This window comes from Stenotrophomonas sp. HMSC10F06, assembly GCF_001807865.1.
Lineage (GTDB): Bacteria > Pseudomonadota > Gammaproteobacteria > Xanthomonadales > Xanthomonadaceae > Stenotrophomonas > Stenotrophomonas bentonitica_A.
The window spans coordinates 117,648-136,787 of the sequence record NZ_KV791261.1; the positions used below are offsets into that span (position 1 = coordinate 117,648).

Genomic DNA, 19,140 nt, shown 5'->3' on the forward strand with positions numbered 1-19,140 from the left:
GCCATGCGTGGATGAGGTGCGTTCCGACGTTCGGCCATCCGCGCATGGCGTGGATCTACCGGGCTGCCAGCCATTCCCGGAACCGCCGCGCCGCATCACTCTCGGCCCGCGAGCGAAGCCGCGTCAGCCAGTACCGCCCCAGCTCCAGCGTCTGCGCGAAGGGCTGGATCAGGCGGCCGTGGGCCAGATCCTGCTCGAACATCTTCAACGGCAACAGCGCCACGCCGGCGCCTGCGGCGGCGGCACTGGCCAGCGTCAGTGACGAATCAAACACCGGGCCGCGGGCGTCCAGTTCCGGTACGCCTGCCGCCTGCAACCAGCGTGGCCACTCATCGCTGCGGTAGGAGCGCAACAGCGGCACGCTGGCCAGATCGCGCGGCTGCCGCAGCGTACGTGCCAGCGCCGGCGCGCACAGTGGCGCGAACGGTGCATCCAGTACGGGTTCGCTGACCTGCCCCTGCCAATCGCCATCACCGAACCGGATCGCCAGGTCCAGCCCTTCACCGGCCAGGTCGATGCGGTTGTTGTGGGTCTGCAGGCGCAGCTCGATATCCGGATGGCGCGCATTGAAATCCCCCAGGCGCGGCAGCAGCCAGCCGGTGGCGAAGGTGCCGACCACCCCCACGCTCAGCACCTCGCGGAAATGCCCGCCGACGAACCGGTCCAGGCTCACCGCGATACGGTCGAAGGCCTCGTTGAGCACCGGATACAGGCGCGCGCCTTCGTCGGTCAGTGCGACGCCACGCGGCAGGCGGGTGAAAAGCGACACCCCGAGCCGGTCCTCCAGTGCCCGGATCTGATGGCTCAGCGCAGCCTGGCTGACGCACAGCTCCAGCGCGGCGCGGGTGAAGTTCTGGTGCCGGGCAGCGGCCTCGAAGGCGCGCAGGGCATTGAGCGGCAGCTGGGGGCGGAGCATGGGCGAGCCGTGAGCAGGGATGATGCATCATCGCACCGCGGGGCGGTGCCGGCACGCCAATCACCACGGATACACCGGATTTCGTGGGGTTGGGAGGCGTGCTTCAGTCGGTGGTATTAGGTGAGCTGATGGCTCCCGATGAAAATCCTCGCTGGTGGCCGGCGCGCAACCTGCCAATACTCGGGCCTTCGCCAAGGAGAACCCCATGATCGCTCGACGACAGTTCCTGCAATGGACCGGCGCGGCTGCCGCCTCTGCATTGGCCGCCACCGCCTTCGCCAAGACGCCGCTGCCCTCGCCGCAACCTGCCGTCGCGGCGAAGGATTTCGCGGCGCTGGAAGCGGCCAGCGGCGGTCGCCTGGGCGTGACCCTGCTCAACACCGGCACCGGCTGGCGCACCGGCAACCGGCAGGACGAGCGCTTCCCGATGTGCAGCACGTTCAAGTTCGTGTTGTCCGCTGCGGTGCTGCATCTGGCCGACCAGGGCAGGCTCCCGCTGGACCAGCGCATCCCCGTGCGCCAGCAGGACATGCTCTCGCATGCGCCGGTGACGACGCGACACATCGGCAAGGATGTCACCGTGCGCGACCTGTGCCGGGCAACGATGATCACCAGCGACAACCCTGCCGCGAACCTGCTGCTGGGGGTGGTCGGTGGACCGGCCGGGGTGACCGCGTTCCTGCGTGCCAATGGCGATGCGGTGACCCGCAATGATCGGCTCGAGCCGGAGATGAACCGCTTCACTCCCGGCGACCCGCGCGATACCACCAGCCCGGCCGCGATGGCGGCCAGCCTGCAGCGCTTCGTGCTCGGGGATGTGCTGAAGCCTGCCTCGCGGCAGCAGCTGGCGGATTGGTTGATCGACAACGAAACCGGCGATGCGCGGCTGCGTGCCGGTTTGTCCAAGGCGTGGCGGGTCGGCGACAAGACCGGCAGCAACGGGGAGGACACCACCAACGACATCGCCATCCTGTGGCCGCTCGCCGGCGGTGCGCCGTGGGTGCTGACCAGCTACCTGCAGGGCGCGACGGTGGACGATGCCGGCCGCAACGATGTGCTGCGGCAGGTGGCCGTGATCGCCGAAGGCATCATGCGGCAGGCCGGGTAGGCGATACCGCCCGGGAGGCACCAACCGTTGGTCGGCGCGAACAGGGTAGGCACCTACCGTTGGTCGGTGCGCACGCCGTAGTGCCGGCCGCTGGCCGGCAACCCATGAAGCCGGCATCGCCCGCAGCCGGCACCGCTTGGAGCCGGCCAGCGGCCGGCACTACCGTTCCCGCGTCAGCCTTCGGATTGGCTGGTGCGCACGGCCTCCAGGAACTCCCGGCCCCAGCGATCCACGTCGTAGTACTCCACGCTGCCGAACAGCTGGCGCATGCGTCCGGTGGCTTCCTCGTCGGGCATCGACAACGCCTGCAGCAGGCCAGCGGTGAGGTCGGCCGGGTCATGCGGGTTGGTCAGCACCGCCCCCTTCAACTCGGCCGCCGCACCGGCGAATTCGCTGAGCACCAGCACGCCGTTGCTGCCCTCGATCCCCTGCGTAGCGACGAACTCCTTGGACACCAGGTTCAAGCCATCACGCAGCGGGGTGATCCACATCACCTGCGCGGCGGCGTAATGGGCCACCACTTCTTCGAACGGCAGCGCCTGGGCGAAGAACCGCACCGGCGTCCAGTCCAGCCGCGAGAAGCGGCCGTTGATCCGCCCGACCGCCTGTTCGATCTGGTTCTGCAGCGTGCGGTAGATGGTCATCTCGCGCGCGGCCGGCACGCAGATCATCAGCAGGGTGACCTTGCCCTGGCGATCCGGATGCTGTTCCAGCAGGCGCTCGAACGCCTCCAGCTTGGCCAGCGTCCCCTTGGTGTAATCCAGGCGCTCCACCGAGAGCACCAGCTTGCGCGCGCCGATCTCGCGGCGCAGCTTGAAGATGTCGTTGCGCACGTCACTGCGTGCGAGCACGTTGTGGATGCGGCGCAGGTCGGTGCCCACCGGATGTGCACCCAGAGCGACTTCGCGATCGCCCACACGCAGGCGCGTGGTCATCGTGTCCAGGCCAACCGCGCACCCGTAGGTGAGGAAGCGCGGGGCGCAGCTTTCCCACGCCAGGCGCTCGGCCGGCATCGCACCGCGGACCACGTCCACGAAGTTTTCCACCTGGCGCGGAATGTGGAAGCCGATGTAATCGCAGCTGAGCAGGCTGCCGATGATCTCGCGGCGCCACGGCACCACGTTGAACACATCGGCCGAGGGGAAGTAGGTGTGGTGGAAGAAAGCGATCTTCAGGTCCGGGCGCAGCTCGCGCAGCGTGGCCGGCACCATCCACAGGTTGTAGTCGTGGATCCACACCGTCGCGCCATGCGCGGCTTCGGCGGCAGTGGCCTCGGCGAACTTGCGGTTGACCTTCAGGAACACCTGCCAATCTTCCTCGCGGAACTTGGCGCGCTCCCAGAACACATGCAGCATCGGCCAGAACGCTTCCTTGGAAAAGCGCTTGTAGAAGATGTCCACTTCCTGCTTGCTCAGCGGCACGCGCGCGGCGGTCAGGGTCGGGTAGCGCTCGGCATCCACCGGCAGGTGGGTCTGGAACGGGCCGCGCTTGGGCTCATCGATGCCCCAGGCCACCCATGAGCCTTTCTGGCCGCCTTCGAAGAAGCTCAGCAGGGAGGGAATGATGCCGTTCGGCGAACGCGGGGGGCGCTGCACCAGCACGCCGTCTTCCATGACTTCATCGAAGGGCAGGCGGTGGTAGACCATCACCAGGTCCGCCCCGTCTGCGCGTGCCTGCGCCGGCGGGCGCAGGAAGGGATCGTCATCGGCAAGCAGGTGGAAATGTTCGATCGCTTCGAGAATGCCGCCACACCCCGGTGCCTGCGCGTGGAAGGTGTGGTCCAGATCGGCAGTGGCGGCGGTCAGTGCCGGCTCGGAATCGCCGACACACACACCGCGGAAACCGGAGGTATACATCGACAGGTCGTTGAGGGTGTCACCGGCGACCAGGATGCGGTCGCGCGGCAGTTCCAGCAGGCGCGCAAGCGCGGCCAGGGTGCGGCCCTTGTCGGTATCCGGCGGCAGGATGTCCAGATAGCGGTCGGCCGAATACAGCACATCGCAGCCCAGCGCCTGTGCGGCCGCCTGGATCTGCGAGCGCAGTGGCGCCAGCGTGTCCGGATCACAGAAGTAAGAGCAGCGGCGTTCCTGCGGCACGTCCTGGCGCTGCAGCGCGGTGAACGGACGCATCGCCGCGGCGACCACCTGCTCACCCGGCCAGTGCGCGTCGATCATCGATTGCAGGGGCTGCAGCGGCTGCAGGGTGTGGCCATCGACGACGGTGGCGCCGACATCGCAGACTACGTAGTCCGGGCGCGGAATGGCCGGATCGGAGAGCAGGGGCATCACCGCTTCCAGGCCGCGGCCGGTGATGAAGATCAGGCGGATGCCGGGGTGCTGGTCGACCAGCCGGTAGAGCCGATGGCGCGCGGCGGCATCGCCGGCGAGGAAGGTGCCATCCAGATCGGTGGCAAGGATCAGTTGCGGTGCCGGCGGCGCCGGCGGTGTACGGGTTGGAGTGAGGGAGGTCGGTGTCGAAACAGTCAATGCACTTCCTTATCGGAGTCAGAGGGGAGGGGGGTATCGGGATCCGGCGGTGCGGTGTCGGTCTCGGGCATGAGCTCAAGGGCCGAGGGCGTAGTGCGCAGCATCAGCCGGAACCCGACCGGATGCGTGCGCAGGCGCTGGAAACTGAGCAGGCGCGCGGTGGTGAACAACGCCAGCAGCATCAGCACCACCGCGAAGTACAACGGCAGCGCAGGCGCGCCAAAGCGTTGCATGGCCGCACCGGCCAGTGCCGGGCCAAGCGCAGCGCCCACGCCATGCACCAGCAGCAGGCTGGAGCACCCGGACAGCAGGTCTTCGCGTGGCAGGTAATCGAGCATGTGCGCCACGGCGAAGGGATACAGGGCGAAGGCCAGCCCGCCGTAGAAGAAGAACAGGCCGAACAGCAGATGGGTCTGCAGCTGGATCATCGGCAGCGACGCCACGACGGCGATGCCGGCCGCAGCCAGGCTGAGGGCGACCAGCCCGGTGCGGCGGTCATGCCCGTCGCTGATATGGCCCAGCGGCCACTGCAGCAACGCGCCACCGGCGATGGCGGTCAGCATGAACAGGGCCACGCCATTGCCATCCAGGCCGACCTCGCCGGCGTACACCGGCAGCAGGCCCCAGAACGCGCCCATCGCCAGCCCGGACAGGCCGGCGGCAACGGTCGCCACCGGCGCCATCGCGTACAGGCGCGCCAGTTTCAGGCGCGGCACCGAGGGAATCTCCGGCGGGCGCAGCCGCGTGGCGGTGACCGGCAACACCGCCGCGCAGACCAGGATGGCGGTGAGCATGAACATCGAGGTCGCGCCGGCGTCGCCGAGCATCAGCAGCACCTGGCCCAGGGCCAGTGCCGAGAGATTGACCACCATGTAGAGCGAGAAGGCGCGGCTGCGCAGCCGGGGGTCGGGCTCGGCGTTGAGCCAGCTCTCGATCACCGTGTACAGGCCGACCAGGGCGATGCCGGTGAGGATGCGCAGTACGCCCCAGCCCACCGGATTGATCCACAGCGGGTGCAGCAGCACCGCGATGGCGGCGAGGGCGGCAAAGAAGGCAAACGCACGGATATGGCCGATGCGGCCGATCAGCGAGGGGGCGAAGAAGGTGCCGATGAAAAACCCGGCGAAATAGCCGGACATCACCAACCCCAACGTGCCGGCACCGAAGCCGGCTTCACCACCGCGCACCGCCAGCAATGTCCCGAGCAGGCCGCTGCCGGTCAGCAACAGCGCCACACCGGTGAGCAGGGCGGTCAGCCGCAACACGCGTGCGTCCTTCGTGGGGAAGAAGGCGAACGAATCACGTGACCGACCATAACACAGGGGCAATGAAGCGCTGGTTGCAGCGGCGCGGATGCGTTGGCAACCCTGTCTGTCGCATCAAGCGCGCGGTTTGCGCTGCCCGCTCGCGCCCGTTAGGGTGGGGGCATGAACGCAGTCAAACTTCTTCCTTTGGTCACTGCGCTGGCGATCACCGCCTGCAGCGGCACCAATGACACCGTCGGGCACGAGGTGTCGATGGCACCGTCCGATGCCTTCATGTCCGCCGTAGCCGCGCACTGCGGCAAGGCGTTCGAAGGCCGCATCGCGGTCAACGAACCGCGCACCGATGCGCCCGATCCCTTCGAGGGCAAGCGCCTGGTGATGCATGTACGTGGCTGCGAGGATCCGGCACACGAGCTGCGGATCCCGTTCCATGTCGGCGACGACCACTCGCGCACCTGGGTGCTGAGCCGCACCGAGAACGGCCTGCGCCTGAAGCATGATCACCGCCACGAGGATGGCAGCCCGGATGCGGTCACGATGTACGGTGGTGACAGCAAGCCGCCGGGGACCGCGCAGCGCCAGTCGTTCCCGGTGGATTCGGATTCGGTGGCGATGTTCCGCAAGGCCGACATGCTGGCCTCCGTGCAGAACACCTGGGCGATGGAAGTAGACCCCGACCAGCGCTTCGTCTACGAGCTCACCCGGCCGGGCGGGCGCCACTTCCAGGTGGTGTTCGACCTGACCAAGCCGGTGGCGTTGCCGCCGGCGCCGTGGGGCAGTGAGACGCCGGCACCGTAACCCGGTCTCCCGACGCCGGCCGCAGGTGGCCGGCGCCGCAAGGTGCCGACCCACGGTCGGCACCGGGTGCAGGGCCGGGCCGCTCAGCGCGCTCCGAAGCGGGCGCGGCAGCCGCCGCTGACCCACAGGCTGCCATTGCTGTAGCCCCAGCTGCGGCCCTCCACGCAGGCCGTGCCGGACAGCTGCTGGACCAGTGCCGGGCGCCCCTGGCGGTCATCCCACGCGCAGGTCTGCTGGCGTTTGTCGTTGCTGCTGCAGGTCACGCTGTAGTTGCTGTTGCCACCGCCGCCCCAGTTGCCGCCGCTGTTGCCACGCGCCTCGGCGAACTCGCCGCGGCAGCCGCGGTTGACCCACACCGCGCCATTGCGCACGCCCCAGGTCTGGCCTTCGACACAGGCCGTGCCGGAGATCTGGCGGACCAGGGTCGCGTTGCGCCAACCGGTGTTGCAGGTCCGCTCGCGGTTGTCCTGGCTCTCGCAGCGGATGGTCGCCCCGGTGCCGCTACCGCCGCCCCAGTTGCCGCCATTGCCGCGTCCCTCGACGAATTCGGCCCGGCAGCCGCCGCTGACCCAGACGGTGCCATTGCGCGAGCCCCAGTTGCGGCCCTCGGTACAGGTCGTGCCTGAAATCTGCCGGGACAGCCGGGCGCTGCGCCAGCCGGTGTTGCAGACCCGCTCGCGGTTGTCCTGGCTTTCGCAGCGGACCGTGCCGTTGTTGCCGGATCCGTTGCCGCCGCCATTCCAGCCGCCGCCGTTGCCGTTGCCGCGCAGCGAGGTGGCGATGTCCTGCTTGATGCGTGAGAAGCTCCAGCCCGAGTTGACCTGGGCCAGGTAGAAGCGCAGCTGGTCATCCGGGATCCGGCGGCCATTGGACTGGTCGGCGTATTCCTGGGTGATGACCCGGCTGCGGTCGGAGGAGGACAACTGCGACAGATTCTCCGGGGCATAGGCCCGGGTGCTGATCTGGGCGTGCAGGGCCGGGGCCATACAGGCCAGGGCAAGGGTGAGGCAAACGGTGCTCAGACGGCGTTGCATGGCGACATCCCCGTGCGGTCGTTGGTGCGCGGACTATAGGAACGCCCCCGGTTCAGAGCGCGTGATGCCGGGCCGCGGCGCCCGGATTTGCCCCGCCGGGCTGGCGGCCGCAGAATAACGGGCTTTCCGGCGCAGCTTGGCGCCGGCACTCTCCTGCGGAGCTTTACCCCCATGCGTACCCACTTCTGTGGCCTGGTCGACGAGACCCTGATTGGCCAAACCGTTACCCTCGCCGGCTGGACCGACGTTGCCCGCAACCAGGGCGGCGTGGTCTTCATCGATCTGCGCGATCATGAAGGCATCGTGCAGGTGACGGTGGAAGTCGACAACGCAGCCGTGTTCGCCGTGGCCGCCAGCCTGGGCTACGAGGACGTGCTGCAGGTCGAAGGCGTGGTGCGTGCGCGGCATGCGGCCAACGACAAACTCCGCACCGGCAGCGTGGAAGTGATCGCCACGTCGATCACCATCCTCAACAAGGCCGAGCCGCTGCCGTTCCACGCGCACGAGAACCCGGGCGAGGAAACCCGCCTGAAGTACCGTTACCTGGACCTGCGCCGCCCGGAAATGCAGCGCATGCAGCGCACCCGCATCAAGCTGGTGCAGGCCCTGCGCCGTCACCTGGACGCCACCGGTTTCCAGGACATTGAAACCCCGATCCTGACCAAGGCCACCCCGGAAGGCGCCCGCGACTTCCTGGTGCCGGCGCGCATGCACCCGGGCGAGTTCTACGCCCTGCCGCAGAGCCCGCAGCTGTTCAAGCAGATCCTGATGGTGGCCGGCTTCGACCGCTACTACCAGATCGCGCGCTGCTTCCGCGATGAGGCCCTGCGTGCCGACCGCCAGCTGGAATTCACCCAGCTGGACATGGAATTCGCCTTCGTGCGCGAGCGCGATGTGCAGGACTTCGTGGAAACCATGATCCGCGCCATCTTCAAGGAAGTGGTGGACGTGGAGCTGGCCGCCAGCTTCCCGCGCATGACCTGGGCCGAGGCGATGCGTCGCTATGGCTCGGACAAGCCGGACCTGCGCATCGCGCTGGAGCTGGTGGACGTGGCCGAACTGGTCAGGACCAGCGAGTTCCCGGTGTTCACCGCGGCCGCCAACGATGTCGACGGCCGCGTGGCTGCGCTGCGCATCCCGGGCGGTGCCAGCCTGTCGCGCAAGCAGATCGACGAGTACGCCGCGCATGCCGCCAAGTACGGTGCCAAGGGCCTGGCCTACATCAAGATCAGCGAGAGCGGCGAAGTCAGCTCGCCGATCGCCAAGTTCTTCAGCGAAGAAGCCTTCGCCGCGCTGGTCGCCCATGTCGGCGCCGGTAACGGGGACATCGTGTTCTTCGGCGCCGGTGGCTACAACAAGGTCTCCGACTTCATGGGCGCCCTGCGCCTGAAGGCCGGCAAGGACTTCAACCTGGTCGCCGACGGCTGGGCACCGCTGTGGGTCACCGATTTCCCGATGTTCGAGTACGACGACGAAGCCCAGCGCTACGTCGCCCTGCATCACCCCTTCACCGCCCCGGCGGTGGACGACATCGCCGACCTGCGCGCAAATGCGAAGACCGCCGTGTCGCGTGGCTATGACATGGTGCTCAACGGCAACGAGATCGGCGGTGGCTCGATCCGTATCCACCGCTCGGACATGCAGAGCGCGGTGTTCGAACTGCTGGGCATCGGTGCCGAAGAGGCCGAGGGCAAGTTCGGCTTCCTGCTCGATGCGCTGCGTTTCGGCGCGCCGCCGCACGGTGGCATCGCCTTCGGCATCGACCGTATCGCCGCGCTGATGGCCGGTACCGAGTCGATCCGCGACGTCATCCCGTTCCCGAAGACCACCGGCGCGCAGTGCCTGATGACCGGCGCCCCGTCGCCGATCCCGGACGAGCAGCTGGCCGAAGTGCACGTGCAGGTCCGCCCGCGCGCCGTCAAGGAATAAGCCGGGACGCGCCGGCCCCCGGTCGGCGTCGACACGTGGCAGGTACCGACCGGTGGTCGGTACCTGCTGCGGATCCTGCCCACCAGGATCGACAGGTTCGTGGGTGGTGGGGGCGCCATCGCCGCCACGTTCAGGTAAATTGGCGGTTCTTGCCGATGCCGATGCTCCCGCCGTGACTCCAGGCCGCTATACCATCCGCCGCGCCACCCCGGACGACGCCCAGACCCTGTCGGTGCTGGCCACGCGCACGTTCGTGGAAACCTTCGGCTCCCTGTACCCGCCCGAAGACCTGCAGGCCTTCCTGGATGAGGCGTACCCGGCGCAGCGCCAGCGCATCATCCTCGAACACCCCGATTACGCGGTCTGGCTGCTGGAGCTCGATGGCGTCGCCGTGGGCCATGCCGCCGCCGGCCCCTGTGGCCTGCCGCATGCCGAGGTGCAGCCCGGCGATGGCGAACTCAAGCGGCTGTACCTGATCAAGGACCAGCAGAGCTGCGGCTGGGGCAGCCGCCTGTTCGAAACCGCGCTGGCCTGGCTGGAACGGGAAGGCCCGCGCACGCTGTGGCTGGGCGTCTGGTCGGAGAACTTCGGCGCGCAGCGGTTCTATGCCCGCTATGGCTTCAGCAAGGTCGGCACCTACGAGTTCCCGGTCGGCAGCGTGCGCGACCTGGAGTTCATCCTGCGCCGCCCGCCCACGGCGGGCTGAGCACGACATCGTCATGGCCGCAGCGGCTTCACCTGCCGTTGGCTGGCCCATTTGTCTAATGACGCTGTTTCCTTCTGCAGGCGCCCCGCCCAATGGGCGAGGCTGACATCATGAATCCCCCCGTTTTACTGCTGCATGGCATCTGGAACGCACGCGCCTGGGTCGGCCCGTTGGCCTGGCGCCTGCGCGCCCGTGGCTTCACCGTGGATACCTTCGGGTATTCGAGCGTGTTCGGTGGTCCCGAGGTGGCAGTGCCGCAGCTGCTGGAGCGGCTCAAGGACAGTGGTCCGGTCTCGCTGGTCGGCCACAGCCTGGGCGGGCTGGTCGCCCTTGAGGCCCTGCGGCGCGCCCCGGAGCTGCCGGTGTCGCGCGTGGTCTGCCTGGGCTCGCCACTGCGCGGCAGCGTGACCGCCCGCTCCCTGAGCGATCACGGCTGGTCGCTGGCGCTGGGGCGCAGCTCGGAACTGCTGCTCGATGGGCTGCCGGCCTGGGAGGGCAGGGCCCAGGTCGGCCTGATCGCCGGCTCGGTCCCGCATGGGTTGGGCAGCCTGCTGGGCGCCTGTGGCGAGGCCTCCGATGGCACCGTGGCGCTGGATGAGACCCAGCTGCCGGGCCTGGCCGACCACTGTGTGATCCCGGCCAGCCACAGCGGGCTGGTGTTCTCGCCCGATGCCGCGCGGCAGACCGCCGCCTTCCTGCGCGATGGCCGGTTCCGGCGCGATGATGCGGCCCACGCCGCCTGAGCGGGCGGGGTGGTGACACGGGCGGGGCGGCGGATCAGGTAGAATTCGCGCCCTGTTCCTGACAGAAGCACGAGAGTCACCCCATGGGTAGAGGCCCCTCCATCGAGAACCGCAAAAACGCGTCTGACGCGAAGCGCGGCAAGATTTTCACCAAGATCATCCGCGAGATCGGCGTTGCCGCGCGCGGCGGTGGAGGCGACCCCAACAACAACCCGCGCCTGCGCGTTGCCATGGACAAGGGCCTGTCCTCGAACATGTCCAAGGACGTGATCGAGCGCGCCATCAAGAAGGCGACCGGTGAGCTGGAAGGCGTGGAGTACGAAGAGATCCGCTACGAGGGCTATGCCCCCGGTGGCGTGGCCGTGATCGTGGACTGCCTGACCGACAACCGCGTGCGCACCGTGGCCGATGTCCGCCATGCGTTCAGCAAGTGCGGCGGCAACATGGGCACCGAAGGCTCGGTGGCCTTCATGTTCAAGCGCCTGGGCGTGCTGCACTTCGCCGCCGGTGCGGACGAAGAAGCCGTCACCGAAGCGGCGATCGAGGCCGGTGCGGACGACATCGTGGTCTACTCGGAAGATGGGGCGATCGATGTGCTCACCGCGGCCGACAGCTATCACGCCGTCAAGGACGCGATGGAAGCAGCCGGTTTCAAGCCGGACCATGCCGAAATCACCTTCCGTGCCGACAACGACATCAAGGTCGAGGGCGACACCGCTCTGCAGGTCAAGAAGCTGCTGGACATGCTCGAAGACCTGGACGACGTGCAGGACGTGTTCTCCAACGCCGATCTCGGCGCGGACGCCTACGCCTGAGCGGGCCCTTCACCGGTCGCTTTGCGCGACCGGTGAGCGGACAATGCGGACCATGATGACTCCAGCCGTTCCCTGTTATCCCCGCCGCATGTGTCCCTTCCGGGCCGCGGGCGGCCGTGTGCGTGCCGCATGACACGCATCCTCGGCATCGACCCCGGTTCGCAGCGCACCGGGGTGGGCATCATTGATGTGGACGCCGCCGGCAGGGTGGTGCATGTCCACCACCTGCCGCTGGTGCTGCTGGGCGCGGACGACTTCCCGCAGCGGATGAAGCTGCTGGTGGTGGGCCTGACCGCCCTGGTCGAGGAGTACCGCCCCGACGAAGTGGCCATCGAAAAGGTGTTCATGGCACGCAACCCGGATTCGGCACTGAAGCTGGGCCAGGCCCGCGGCGCGGCCATCTCGGCCGTGGTGATGCGCGACCTGCCGGTCAGCGAATACGCGGCCACCGAGATCAAGCTGGCCGTGGTCGGCCGCGGTGGCGCGGAAAAACAACAGGTCCAACACATGGTCGGGCTCATGCTCAACCTGAAAACCAAGCTGCAGGCCGACGCCGCCGACGCGTTGGCCGTGGCGATCACCCACGCCCATGTCCGGGCCACGGCGCTGCGCCTGGGCGTCAATGCGCGCCAGGCCTGGAGCCGGAAATGAGGAAAACTGCATGATTGGTCGTCTGCGCGGGATCGTGGCCTACAAGGCGCCGCCGTGGCTCATGGTCGACGTCAATGGCGTCGGTTACGAACTGGAGGCGCCGATGAGCACCTTCTACGACCTGCCCGAGCTGGGCCGCGAGGTCACGCTGTTCACCCATTACGCGCAGAAGGAAGACAGCGTCTCGCTGTACGGTTTCCTGCGCGAGGGTGAGCGCCGCCTGTTCCGCGATGTGCAGAAGGTCAGCGGGATCGGCGCCAAGATCGCGCTGGCGGTGCTCTCCGGCGTCAGCGTGGACGAGTTCGCGCGCATGCTGCAGGCCGGCGACATCACCGCGCTGACCCGCATCCCGGGCATCGGCAAGAAGACCGCCGAGCGCATGGTGCTGGAGCTGCGCGACCGCGCGGCCAACTTCGGCGGCGGCGGGGCACCCATCGCCGGCGCGGCACCGGCCACCGATCCGGTCTCCGAGGCGACCGTGGCCCTGCAGCAGCTGGGTTACAAGCCGGTCGAGGCTGCACGCATGGCGCGCGACGCCAACGCCGAAGGCGACGATGTCGCCACGGTCATCCGCAAAGCCCTGCAGGCTGCGCTGCGCTGAGCCGCGCGCCCGCCTGTTCCTGATCCGATACCGACCGCGTCCGCCCGGAGCCTCATGTCCACCACTTCCCCCCAGCACAGCGACGGCCAGGCCCCGCACGGCCACGCGCCGGCGGCCGGCGGCATGGCGCTGATGATCGGCGCCATCGGCGTGGTGTTCGGCGACATCGGCACCAGCCCGCTGTATACGCTGAAAGAAGCGTTCTCCCCGCACTACGGCCTCAACAGCGACCATGACACCGTGCTGGGCGTGCTGTCCCTGGCGTTCTGGGCACTGAACATCGTGGTGACGCTCAAGTACGTCACCATCATCATGCGCGCCGACAACGACGGCGAGGGCGGCATCATGGCGCTGATGGCACTGACCCAGCGCACGCTGCGGAACGGCTCGCGCTCGGCCTACGTGGTGGGCATCCTGGGCATCTTCGGCGCCTCGCTGTTCTTCGGCGACGGCGTGATCACCCCGGCCATCTCCGTGCTGGGTGCGGTCGAAGGCCTGGAGGTCGCGGCCCCGGGGCTGCACAACTTCATCGTGCCGATCACCGTGGTGGTGCTGCTGGCGGTGTTTGCCGTACAGCGCTTCGGCACGGCCAAGATCGGCAAGCTGTTCGGCCCGATCACCTCGATCTGGTTCATCTCCCTGGCGGCGATCGGCATCTGGAACATCGTCGATGCGCCGGAAGTGCTCAAGGCCTTCAACCCGATGTGGGCGCTGCGCTTCTTCATGGAGCACGGCTGGCACGGCATCTTCATCCTCGGCGCGGTGGTGCTGGCGGTGACCGGTGGCGAGGCGCTGTATGCCGACATGGGCCACTTCGGCGCCAGGCCGATCCGCCACGCCTGGTATTACTTCGTGCTGCCGTGCCTGGTGCTGAACTACCTGGGGCAGGGCGCGTTGGTGCTCAAGCACCCCGAAGCGGTGAAGAATCCGTTCTTCGAGGCGGTGCCGGAGTGGGGCCTGTACCCGATGATCGTGCTGGCCACGATGGCGGCGGTGATCGCTTCGCAGTCGGTGATCACCGGGGCGTTCTCGGTTTCGCGCCAGGCCATGCAGCTGGGCTACATCCCGCGCATGCGCATCACCCACACCTCGCACGACACCATCGGCCAGATCTACATCCCGGGCATCAACTGGGGCATCGCGGTGATGGTGATCGGGCTGGTGCTGGCCTTCCGCAGCTCCTCCAACCTGGCCGTGGCCTACGGCATTTCGGTGTCGGCCACCATGCTCATCGACACCCTGCTGCTGGCACTGGTCGCCCGCGCGCTGTGGCCGAAGGCGCGCAACTGGATCCTGCCGCTGTGCGTGATCTTCTTCGTGATCGACCTGGGCTTCGTGATCGCCAACGGCGCCAAGCTGCTGCAGGGCGCGTGGTTCCCGGTGGTGCTGGGCATCGTGCTGTTCACCATGATGCGCACCTGGCGCCGGGGCCGCGAGCTGCTGCGCGATGAGATCCGCAAGGACGGCATCCGGATCGACACCTTCCTGCCGGGCCTGATGCTGGCCCCGCCGGTGCGGGTGCCGGGTACCGCCGTGTTCCTGACCGCCGACCCCTCGGTGGCCCCGCACGCGCTGATGCACAACCTCAAGCACAACAAGGTGCTGCACGAGCGCAACGTGTTCCTGCACGTGGTGACCCTGCCGGTGCCGTACGCGCCTTCGGGCCAGCGCCTGAAGATCGAGTCGGTGGGCGATGAGTTCTATCGGATCTACGTGCGCTTCGGCTTCATGGAGACCCCGGACGTACCGCTGGCGCTGATGCGCTCGTGCGACCACGGCGGGATCTACTTCGACCCGATGGACACCACCTTCTTCGCCAGCCGCGAGACCATCGTGGCAACGGCCAACCGCGGCATGCCGATCTGGCGCGACAAGCTGTTCGCGCTGATGCACCGCAACGCGGCGCCGGCGACCGGGTTCTTCCGGATTCCGGGGAATCGGCTGGTGGAACTGGGCGCGCAGGTGGAGATCTGACTGCGCCGGATCGCCCCTTGCGGCCCAAGGTTTGCTGCGCAGACCTTGGGACCCGGGCGCCTTCCACTTAAAACCCCGCACCTTCGGTGTGCCCCTCCGATGCGTAACCGGTAGTGCCGGCCGCTGGCCGGCTCCCGGTGACCCCTGCATCGCGTGGAGCCGGCCAGCGGCCGGCACTACCTGGAGCGTGCATCGTGCGGAGCCGGCCAGCGGCCGGCATTACCTGGAACGCGGATCGCGCTCCTTTTGCCGCATAATTGCCGCATGACAGACGACCGCATCATCGGTGCCGGTGCCACCCGCGAAGACGAGGGCACCGACGCCAGCATCCGCCCCAAGCGCATGGCCGATTACCTGGGCCAGGCGCCGGTGCGCGAGCAGCTGTCGATCTACATCGAAGCGACCAAGGCGCGTGGCGACGCGCTCGACCACGTGCTGATCTTCGGGCCGCCAGGCCTGGGCAAGACCACCTTGAGCCACGTGATCGCCAACGAGCTGGGGGTCGCGCTGCGCGTCACCTCCGGGCCGGTGATCGAGAAGGCCGGTGACCTGGCCGCGCTGCTGACCAACCTGCAGCCGCACGATGTGCTGTTCATCGATGAAATCCACCGCCTCTCGCCGGTCGTCGAAGAAGTGCTGTACCCGGCGATGGAAGATTTTCAGATCGACATCATGATCGGCGAGGGCCCTGCGGCCCGCTCGATCAAGATCGATCTGCCGCCGTTCACGCTGATCGGTGCGACCACCCGTGCCGGCCTGCTGACCGCGCCGCTGCGCGACCGCTTCGGCATCGTGCATCGGCTGGAGTTCTATACGCCCGAAGAGCTGACGAAGATCGTCCGGCGCTCGGCCAGCATCCTCAACATCGACTGCACCGCCGAAGGGGCGGCCGAGATCGCCCGGCGCTCGCGTGGCACGCCGCGTATCGCCAACCGGCTGCTGCGCCGGGTACGCGACTTCGCGCAGGTGAAGGCGGCCGGCCACATCGACCAGGACGTGGCCCAGGCCGCCATGCAGATGCTCAGGGTCGACCCGGAGGGCTTCGACGAGCTCGATCGGCGCCTGCTGCGGACCATGGTCGATTACTTCGACGGCGGTCCGGTCGGGATCGAATCGCTGGCCGCCGCGCTCTCCGAAGAGCGTGGCACGCTGGAAGACGTGGTCGAACCCTATCTGATCCAGCAGGGCTTCCTGATCCGCACCGCCCGGGGCCGCATGTGCACGCACAAGGCTTACCGGCACATGGGCCTGAAGCCGAAGAATCCGCCGGCCGACCTGTTCGCGGAGGTCCCGGATGTCGGTTGATCCCCGGGTTGAGCCCCGATTCAGTTGGCCGACACGCATTTACTGGGAAGATACCGACGCTGGCGGGGTCGTGTACCACGCCCGCTACGTGGCCTTCATGGAACGGGCGCGGACCGAATGGATGCGCGCATTGGGGTATGGTCAGGAGCGCATGCGCTGCGACCATGGCCTGGTGTTCGCGGTGCGCAGCATGACCATGGATTTCCTCAAGCCGGCGCGGCTGGACGATGCGCTGGCGGTCACCGCCACGCTGGTGCAGTGCAAGCGTGCCAGCATGGTGTTCGCCCAGGCCGTGTGCCGGGGCGAGGAAACACTGCTGACCGCGCAGGTGAAGATCGCCGCGCTCGATGCAGCCACCTTCAAACCGCGTGGCATGGACGATGCACTGCATGCCGCGCTGAAACACCTCGAATTTCCAGAATCCGCATACTGAGGAACAACGGATGATCGCAATGCTCCTGGCCCTGCAGGCCACGGTGACCGAAGCGCTGCCGCAGGAAGTCACCAGCGCCGCGGCGCAGACTGTCGCCCAAGCCGCGCATGGCGGTGGCATCAACTACCTGGACCTGATGGTCAAGGCCAGCATCCCGGTGAAGATCATCGTGCTGCTGCTGCTGGCCGGCTCGTTCATCAGCTGGGTGATCATCTTCCGCAAGGCGCGCGTGTTCAACGCCGCCAACCGCGCTGCCGACGAGTTCGAAAGCCGCTTCTGGTCCGGTGCGGACCTGGGCAAGCTGTACAGCTCGGCGACCGACCGCAACCGCCAGGTCGGTGGCCTGGAAGCGATCTTCGAATCGGGCTTCCGCGAGTTCACCCGCCTGCGCGACAAGCGCCGCCTGGATGGCCGCGCCCAGCTGGAAGGTGCCCAGCGCGCCATGCGCACCACCTATACCCGCGAAGTGGACCAGATGGAGCGCAGCCTGGAGCTGCTGGCCAACATCGGCTCGACCGCCCCGTACGTGGGTCTGGTCGGCACCGTGTTCGGCATCATGGTGACCATGCACGACATGATCAACAGCGGCGAGCAGGCCGGTATCGCCTCGGTCGCCCCGGGTATCTCCGAAGCCCTGTTCGCCACCGCCATCGGCCTGTTCGTGGCGATCCCGGCGGTGTGGGCCTACAACCGCTTCACCACCCGCGTGGAGCGCATGTCGGTGCGCTTTGAAACCTTCGCAGAAGAGTTCAGCTCGATCCTGCAGCGTCAGACCGCGGGCGACGAGTAAGCGCCCAGCACAGGAGTCCTGCCATGACCGCAGCCATTGGCCGCCGCAAGCGCCGAAAGCTCAAATCCGAAATCAACGTCGTGCCCTACATCGACGTCATGCTGGTGCTGCTCATCATCTTCATGGTGACCGCGCCGCTGCTCACGCTGAGCTTTGAAGTGGATCTGCCGACCTCCCAGGCCAAGGCGCTGGAGAGCAAGCAGGATCCGGTGATCGTCTCCGTCCGCCTGGATGGCCAGCTCAGCCTGAAGCTGCCCGAGGCCAAGGATCCGGAACCGATGGATGCCGCCCGCCTGCAGGCCCAGCTGTCCGCGCTTTCCTCGCAGGACAAGAACCTGCGCGTGATCGTTGCCGCCGACAAGGCCGTGGCCTATGAGAAGGTGGTCGCGGCCATGGACGTGATCAAGCGCGCCAACGTGGAAAAGGTGGGCCTGGCGACCGATGCACGCTGAAGCCCTGCCACCGCAGCGTCAGCCTGAAGAGAAGTGGGGTCTGCCGATCGCGCTGGCGCTCGGCGTGCACCTGCTGCTGGCCCTGATCTTCATTGCCGCCTGGTTGTGGTCGCCGCAACGCACCACCGAAGCGGCCGCCGGCGATCCGGCCATCGAGGCCAGCCTGCAGCTGTCCGCCTCCGAAGCCTCGGCCGCGCGCCAGGCCCTGCGCGCCTCCGAGACGCTGCCGGACCTGCCCGAACCGGTCGCCGAGCCCGAGCCCATTCCCGAAGACACCGTGCCGCCGCCGCAGCCGTTGCCCGAGCCGCGCCCGCAGGACGCGCCGACGCCGCAGCAGTCGCAGGCGCAGGAGCGCATCGCCCAGCCCGACACGGTCGACCAGGAAGCGGTCAACGCGCTGGCGATCTCGGCTGAAAAGGCCAAACAGGAGCAGGAAGCCAAGCGCCGCCAGGAACAGATCGACCTGACCGAGCGCAAGCGCCAGGAACAGGCCGAGCAGAAGCTGCGCCTGGCCAAGCAGCAGGAAGAGGCCGAGCTGAAGAAGAAGCTGGCCGAGCAGGAACAGAAGGCCAACGACGCCAAGGCCGAGGCCGAGCGCGACAAGAAGCTGGCCGAGATCCGCCGCAAGCGCGCCCAGGCCGAGAACGAAGCCAAGCTGGCCGAGCAGAAGCTGCGCCAGGTCACCGCCGCGCGTGCCGCCAATGCCTCGGCCTCCACCGCCGGTGCCACCGGTGCCGCCAAGCCGGCGGCCGGTGCGGGCGGGACCAGCGACGATCTGAGCGCCAAGTACGCCGCCGCGATCCAGCAGAAGGTCTCCGCGCAGTGGACGCGTCCGGATTCGGTGCCATTGGGCCAGCGCTGCCAGGTCTCGATCACCCAGATTCCGGGCGGGCAGGTCATCCAGGCCAAGGTCAGCGGCAGCTGCCCGTTCGACGAAGCCGGCCGCCGCTCGATCGAGGCCGCCGTATTGAATGCCCAGCCGTTGCCGTACCGCGGTTTCGAATCGGTGTTCGCGCGCACGATCAACTTCACCTTCACCGCCCAGGATTGATCCCGGGCGGTCCGGTGAAGTTCCGCCGGCACGCTGTACAGGGGCTCATGGCCAAGTTGGGGGGCGGAGCGCGCCGAATCCGG

General features: G+C 67.9%; 18 protein-coding genes. 14 read left to right on the top strand and 4 right to left on the bottom strand.

Features of this window, described 5'->3' with window-relative positions:
• Nucleotides 1-55 precede the first annotated feature (55 nt).
• Nucleotides 56-916, bottom strand: coding sequence for a LysR family transcriptional regulator (locus HMPREF3113_RS05355; RefSeq protein ID WP_070471254.1), 861 nt, complete (start codon nucleotides 914-916; stop codon nucleotides 56-58).
• Between the two features lie 205 nt (nucleotides 917-1,121).
• Here HMPREF3113_RS05355 and blaL2 point away from each other — a divergent pair, with 205 nt between their 5' ends.
• Entirely contained in the window at nucleotides 1,122-2,024 is a 903-nt protein-coding gene (blaL2, locus tag HMPREF3113_RS05360) for a L2 family extended-spectrum class A beta-lactamase (protein WP_070471255.1), read from the top strand.
• Between the two features lie 173 nt (nucleotides 2,025-2,197).
• Here blaL2 and ggpS read toward each other — a convergent pair whose 3' ends face one another.
• Nucleotides 2,198-4,510: a glucosylglycerol-phosphate synthase gene (gene ggpS, locus HMPREF3113_RS05365; RefSeq protein WP_019186135.1), complete on the bottom strand. Its 2,313-nt coding sequence runs from the start codon at nucleotides 4,508-4,510 to the stop codon at nucleotides 2,198-2,200.
• Nucleotides 4,507-5,775, bottom strand: a complete 1,269-nt coding sequence (locus tag HMPREF3113_RS05370) for an MFS transporter (protein ID WP_019186136.1) — start codon at nucleotides 5,773-5,775, stop codon at nucleotides 4,507-4,509. The genes ggpS and HMPREF3113_RS05370 overlap by 4 nt, the downstream gene beginning before the upstream one ends.
• A gap of 162 nt (nucleotides 5,776-5,937) precedes the next feature.
• Here HMPREF3113_RS05370 and HMPREF3113_RS05375 point away from each other — a divergent pair, with 162 nt between their 5' ends.
• Nucleotides 5,938-6,573 carry a hypothetical protein gene (locus HMPREF3113_RS05375; protein ID WP_070471257.1) on the top strand — a complete coding sequence of 212 codons (636 nt, stop codon included), beginning with the start codon at nucleotides 5,938-5,940 and terminating at the stop codon, nucleotides 6,571-6,573.
• A gap of 83 nt (nucleotides 6,574-6,656) precedes the next feature.
• On the opposite strand, the gene HMPREF3113_RS05380 is transcribed toward HMPREF3113_RS05375, so the two are convergent.
• A complete protein-coding gene (locus HMPREF3113_RS05380; RefSeq protein ID WP_102788160.1) occupies nucleotides 6,657-7,607 on the bottom strand; it encodes a DUF3011 domain-containing protein in 951 nt (316 codons plus the stop codon).
• Between the two features lie 171 nt (nucleotides 7,608-7,778).
• On the opposite strand from HMPREF3113_RS05380, the gene aspS reads away from it, so the two are divergent.
• The 12 genes from aspS (at nucleotide 7,779) to tolA (ending at nucleotide 19,057) form a co-directional block, all read left to right on the top strand.
• Nucleotides 7,779-9,536 (top strand): aspartate--tRNA ligase, encoded by a 1,758-nt coding sequence (aspS, locus tag HMPREF3113_RS05385; RefSeq protein WP_070471260.1) that lies wholly within the window; start codon nucleotides 7,779-7,781, stop codon nucleotides 9,534-9,536.
• A gap of 172 nt (nucleotides 9,537-9,708) precedes the next feature.
• Entirely contained in the window at nucleotides 9,709-10,242 is a 534-nt protein-coding gene (locus HMPREF3113_RS05390) for a GNAT family N-acetyltransferase (RefSeq protein ID WP_046274331.1), read from the top strand.
• A gap of 110 nt (nucleotides 10,243-10,352) precedes the next feature.
• The gene (locus HMPREF3113_RS05395; RefSeq protein ID WP_026070240.1) at nucleotides 10,353-10,985 is read left to right on the top strand and encodes an esterase/lipase family protein; all 633 of its coding nucleotides are present in this window, start codon (nucleotides 10,353-10,355) and stop codon (nucleotides 10,983-10,985) included.
• An 83-nt stretch (nucleotides 10,986-11,068) separates the two neighbouring features.
• The gene (locus tag HMPREF3113_RS05400; protein WP_070471262.1) at nucleotides 11,069-11,800 is read left to right on the top strand and encodes a YebC/PmpR family DNA-binding transcriptional regulator; all 732 of its coding nucleotides are present in this window, start codon (nucleotides 11,069-11,071) and stop codon (nucleotides 11,798-11,800) included.
• A 129-nt stretch (nucleotides 11,801-11,929) separates the two neighbouring features.
• Entirely contained in the window at nucleotides 11,930-12,451 is a 522-nt protein-coding gene (ruvC, locus tag HMPREF3113_RS05405) for a crossover junction endodeoxyribonuclease RuvC (protein WP_019186142.1), read from the top strand.
• Nucleotides 12,452-12,461: 10 nt separating this feature from the next.
• Nucleotides 12,462-13,052, top strand: coding sequence for a Holliday junction branch migration protein RuvA (gene ruvA / locus HMPREF3113_RS05410; RefSeq protein WP_046274332.1), 591 nt, complete (start codon nucleotides 12,462-12,464; stop codon nucleotides 13,050-13,052).
• Nucleotides 13,053-13,175: 123 nt separating this feature from the next.
• Nucleotides 13,176-15,026, top strand: coding sequence for a potassium transporter Kup (locus tag HMPREF3113_RS05415; protein ID WP_167390318.1), 1,851 nt, complete (start codon nucleotides 13,176-13,178; stop codon nucleotides 15,024-15,026).
• A gap of 264 nt (nucleotides 15,027-15,290) precedes the next feature.
• Nucleotides 15,291-16,331 (top strand): Holliday junction branch migration DNA helicase RuvB, encoded by a 1,041-nt coding sequence (gene ruvB, locus HMPREF3113_RS05420; RefSeq protein ID WP_070471264.1) that lies wholly within the window; start codon nucleotides 15,291-15,293, stop codon nucleotides 16,329-16,331.
• On the top strand, nucleotides 16,321-16,764 hold the full coding sequence (gene ybgC, locus HMPREF3113_RS05425; protein ID WP_019185222.1) for a tol-pal system-associated acyl-CoA thioesterase: 444 nt from the start codon (nucleotides 16,321-16,323) through the stop codon (nucleotides 16,762-16,764). Before ruvB ends, ybgC begins: the two co-directional genes overlap by 11 nt.
• A 10-nt stretch (nucleotides 16,765-16,774) precedes the next feature.
• Nucleotides 16,775-17,554: a protein TolQ gene (gene tolQ / locus HMPREF3113_RS05430; protein WP_019185221.1), complete on the top strand. Its 780-nt coding sequence runs from the start codon at nucleotides 16,775-16,777 to the stop codon at nucleotides 17,552-17,554.
• A gap of 23 nt (nucleotides 17,555-17,577) precedes the next feature.
• Nucleotides 17,578-18,006, top strand: a complete 429-nt coding sequence (gene tolR, locus HMPREF3113_RS05435) for a protein TolR (RefSeq protein ID WP_019185220.1) — start codon at nucleotides 17,578-17,580, stop codon at nucleotides 18,004-18,006.
• Nucleotides 17,996-19,057 carry a cell envelope integrity protein TolA gene (tolA, locus tag HMPREF3113_RS05440; RefSeq protein WP_019185219.1) on the top strand — a complete coding sequence of 354 codons (1,062 nt, stop codon included), beginning with the start codon at nucleotides 17,996-17,998 and terminating at the stop codon, nucleotides 19,055-19,057. Before tolR ends, tolA begins: the two co-directional genes overlap by 11 nt.
• The last annotated feature ends 83 nt before the right edge of the window (nucleotides 19,058-19,140 follow it).

What these genes read in the sequence shown, in the direction of transcription:
- HMPREF3113_RS05400 (WP_070471262.1), top strand. Translation starts at nt 11,069, where the DNA reads ATGGGTAGAGGCCCCTCCATCGAGAACCGCAAAAACGCGTCTGACGCG.
- ybgC (WP_019185222.1), top strand. Translation starts at nt 16,321, where the DNA reads ATGTCGGTTGATCCCCGGGTTGAGCCCCGATTCAGTTGGCCGACACGC.
- tolA (WP_019185219.1), top strand. Translation starts at nt 17,996, where the DNA reads ATGCACGCTGAAGCCCTGCCACCGCAGCGTCAGCCTGAAGAGAAGTGG.
- HMPREF3113_RS05395 (WP_026070240.1), top strand. Translation starts at nt 10,353, where the DNA reads ATGAATCCCCCCGTTTTACTGCTGCATGGCATCTGGAACGCACGCGCC.
- tolQ (WP_019185221.1), top strand. Translation starts at nt 16,775, where the DNA reads ATGATCGCAATGCTCCTGGCCCTGCAGGCCACGGTGACCGAAGCGCTG.
- HMPREF3113_RS05380 (WP_102788160.1), bottom strand. Translation starts at nt 7,607, where the DNA reads ATGCAACGCCGTCTGAGCACCGTTTGCCTCACCCTTGCCCTGGCCTGT.
- tolR (WP_019185220.1), top strand. Translation starts at nt 17,578, where the DNA reads ATGACCGCAGCCATTGGCCGCCGCAAGCGCCGAAAGCTCAAATCCGAA.
- HMPREF3113_RS05355 (WP_070471254.1), bottom strand. Translation starts at nt 916, where the DNA reads ATGCTCCGCCCCCAGCTGCCGCTCAATGCCCTGCGCGCCTTCGAGGCC.
- ruvA (WP_046274332.1), top strand. Translation starts at nt 12,462, where the DNA reads ATGATTGGTCGTCTGCGCGGGATCGTGGCCTACAAGGCGCCGCCGTGG.
- ruvB (WP_070471264.1), top strand. Translation starts at nt 15,291, where the DNA reads ATGACAGACGACCGCATCATCGGTGCCGGTGCCACCCGCGAAGACGAG.
- blaL2 (WP_070471255.1), top strand. Translation starts at nt 1,122, where the DNA reads ATGATCGCTCGACGACAGTTCCTGCAATGGACCGGCGCGGCTGCCGCC.
- HMPREF3113_RS05415 (WP_167390318.1), top strand. Translation starts at nt 13,176, where the DNA reads ATGGCGCTGATGATCGGCGCCATCGGCGTGGTGTTCGGCGACATCGGC.
- HMPREF3113_RS05375 (WP_070471257.1), top strand. Translation starts at nt 5,938, where the DNA reads ATGAACGCAGTCAAACTTCTTCCTTTGGTCACTGCGCTGGCGATCACC.
- ruvC (WP_019186142.1), top strand. Translation starts at nt 11,930, where the DNA reads ATGACACGCATCCTCGGCATCGACCCCGGTTCGCAGCGCACCGGGGTG.
- aspS (WP_070471260.1), top strand. Translation starts at nt 7,779, where the DNA reads ATGCGTACCCACTTCTGTGGCCTGGTCGACGAGACCCTGATTGGCCAA.